The organism is Planococcus sp. A6, from assembly GCF_028823615.1.
In the GTDB taxonomy this organism is placed as follows: domain Bacteria; phylum Bacillota; class Bacilli; order Bacillales_A; family Planococcaceae; genus Planococcus.
In genome coordinates, this window is sequence record NZ_JAPEHT010000250.1 from 1 (window position 1) to 1,363 (window position 1,363).

Genomic DNA, 1,363 nt, shown 5'->3' on the forward strand with positions numbered 1-1,363 from the left:
GAGAAAGGTAAGAACTCGTATTTTCCGAAGCTTATCGCTCGCTTTCCGTGGGCTCACGCCCAAGCCTCCTCAGCCGCTTTGCGTCTTGCGGGGTCTCGGTCGTCTCGCTAATCCACTGGAGTCGAGCGAACGCTTCTCCAAATACTTGGAGAGAACACTGAGCTTTAAATATAGAATAAGTGATCTCCTTTTTATTCACAGCAAATCACAGAATTCATAAATACTTTGAAAAAAACGCTGTTCCCAAATAGGGAGCAGCGTTTTTTTATGGTTATTGTTCGAAATATTGCTCATATGGCGTGACATCGATTTCGAGTTCGGCCATTTTTTTGCGCAAAAATTTGTGGTCGCGTTTTGGCGTCGCTTGGATATAGCCACGGATAATGTGTTGCATTTCCATTTTCTTGGCTTTTTCCTCCAGCAGGATCTCGCCGATGCGCCCTGCGATTTTTTGTTTCGCTACCGGGCGGAACAGGTCCGGCACCGGCTGTACGAGTTCGTTCAATAGCTCTTTTTCTTCGGCTCCCCATAGGTGGATCGTCTTTTCTACGTAGTATTCTTCCCAGTTCAGATCCGATAAGCCGTCTTCTTTTGGCATCGATTTCAGGAATTTCCGGAACATAAAATAGCCGCCGATCGCGAACAGCCCGACCAGCACAACGACCCAGAATAATATGAACCATAAAAACCAGCCTTCTAATTCCACTTCGTCTCACCTCAATCATTCTCTCTACCATTATAGAAGCCCACGAAAAAAAATTCACCTGAAATGTATCCTTTTTTCGTGTTTATGTCTATATAGCGAATGAAAGGGGGTGAGCAATATGGCATTCAGCGATTTTAAGAACGCAAGCATGCGCTTGACGTTTGACAACGGGCTTGATGAGCAAGGGCGCTTGAAGCGCAAAGTGAAGGCGTACCAAAATGTGGCGGAAGCGGCTACTGCTGATGGGATTTTCCAGGCAGCGCAAGTGTTGGAAACATTCGGCACGAAACCGCTTATGGAATTGGAGAAAATATCCGGTTCAAGCATCTACCAATAATGAGGAGGAGTGGGACACATGGCAAAAACATTGGAATTGATTTTTGAAACGGCCGCAAACAAAGCGGTCACCTTGACGGTCGATGAGCCGAGGGAAGACTTGACGGCGCAGGAAATCATCACCGGCATGCAGACGATCGTCGATCAAAATATCTTTGAAGTCGGCGGATCGCCGTTTGCGCTCGCTAAAGGCGCACGTGTCGTCGAACGCAACGTCGTCGAATACGAAGTTTAATGAACAGGGCCTTCCCGCAAATGCGGGAAGGCTTTTTTTAGAAAGAAAGGAGGCGCTTCGATGCAGGAGTGGATGCAATGGATACA

The 1,363-nt window shown here is 47.2% G+C and carries 3 protein-coding genes; 2 read left to right on the forward strand and 1 reads right to left on the reverse strand.

What is annotated here, in order from left to right:
• Positions 1–271: 271 nt before the first annotated feature.
• Positions 272–706, reverse strand: coding sequence for a DUF2621 domain-containing protein (locus ON064_RS18255; protein WP_083509134.1), 435 nt, complete (start codon positions 704–706; stop codon positions 272–274).
• Between the two features lie 118 nt (positions 707–824).
• Between ON064_RS18255 and ON064_RS18260 the strand changes: the two genes are divergently transcribed.
• Together ON064_RS18260 and ON064_RS18265 are read left to right on the forward strand one after the other, a co-directional pair.
• A complete protein-coding gene (locus ON064_RS18260) occupies positions 825–1,043 on the forward strand; it encodes a DUF1659 domain-containing protein (protein ID WP_058380731.1) in 219 nt (72 codons plus the stop codon).
• 18 nt (positions 1,044–1,061) lie between these two features.
• Positions 1,062–1,277, forward strand: coding sequence for a DUF2922 domain-containing protein (locus ON064_RS18265; protein ID WP_274625876.1), 216 nt, complete (start codon positions 1,062–1,064; stop codon positions 1,275–1,277).
• Positions 1,278–1,363: the final 86 nt, after the last annotated feature.